The 871-nt window shown below is 73.2% G+C and carries 2 pseudogenes; one reads left to right on the top strand and one right to left on the bottom strand.

Going from position 1 to position 871, the window contains the following annotated elements:
• Positions 1-595: pseudogene (locus EAO72_RS15225) on the top strand (sensor histidine kinase); the annotation flags it as partial.
• A gap of 57 nt (positions 596-652) precedes the next feature.
• On the opposite strand, the pseudogene EAO72_RS44040 reads toward EAO72_RS15225, so the two are convergent.
• Positions 653-796 (bottom strand): annotated as a pseudogene (locus EAO72_RS44040) (hypothetical protein); the annotation flags it as partial.
• Positions 797-871 lie beyond the last annotated feature (75 nt).

Raw genomic sequence — 871 nt, 5'->3', positions numbered from 1 at the left:
AGCGGTACGAGCGGGTCACCATCCAGTCCCTGCCGCCGCCATCCAGTCCCTGCCGCCGCACGCCCAGATCGCCGGGTTCGCCGCCGACGACCTCAGCCACCTCGTCGCCGAACTCCTGGAGAACGCCACCTCGTTCTCCCCGCCGGACTCCCGTGTCCAGCTCTCCGGCTGGCTGCTGGAGACCGGCGAGGTGATGCTCTCCGTGCAGGACGAGGGCATCGGCATGTCGTCCGTACGGATGGGCGAGCTCAACACCCGCCTCGGCGACCCGTCGCTCTTCGAGGCGGGTGAGCAGAGCGCGGACGGCGCCGGTCTCGGCCTTCAGGTGACCTCGCTGCTGGCCGCGCGCCACGGCGTCCGGGTCCAGTTGCGCGAGCAGAAGGGCAGCGGGGTCACCGCGGTCGTCGTGCTGCCCCAGGCCCTGCTCCCGAAGGCGCCCCCGGCCGCGACCCCGCCGCCGGTCACGGCCCCCGGGGACGCGCCCACGCTGAACCTCCCCGGATCGGTCGCCGAGGCCAACTCCAACGCGCTGCCGCGCCGCACCCTCGCCCTGCCCGGCGACCCGCTGATCGCGGCGGCCGAGCAGACGATCGCCGAGYCCGGCGCCGTCCGCGCTCTGCTCACCCGCCTCGAAGAGCGACGGGTCGCCGAGGCGGGTGTTGAGCTCGCCCATCCGTACGGACGACATGCCGATGCCCTCGTCCTGCACGGAGAGCATCACCTCGCCGGTCTCCAGCAGCCAGCCGGAGAGCTGGACACGGGAGTCCGGCGGGGAGAACGAGGTGGCGTTCTCCAGGAGTTCGGCGACGAGGTGGCTGAGGTCGTCGGCGGCGAACCCGGCGATCTGGGCGTGCGGCGGCAGGGACTGGAT

Source organism: Streptomyces sp. OR43 (assembly GCF_008042275.1).
Classification (GTDB): Bacteria; Actinomycetota; Actinomycetes; order Streptomycetales; family Streptomycetaceae; genus Streptomyces.
Note: the sequence above shows the minus strand (reverse complement) of the source record. Positions and strands in the feature narration are given on the sequence as shown.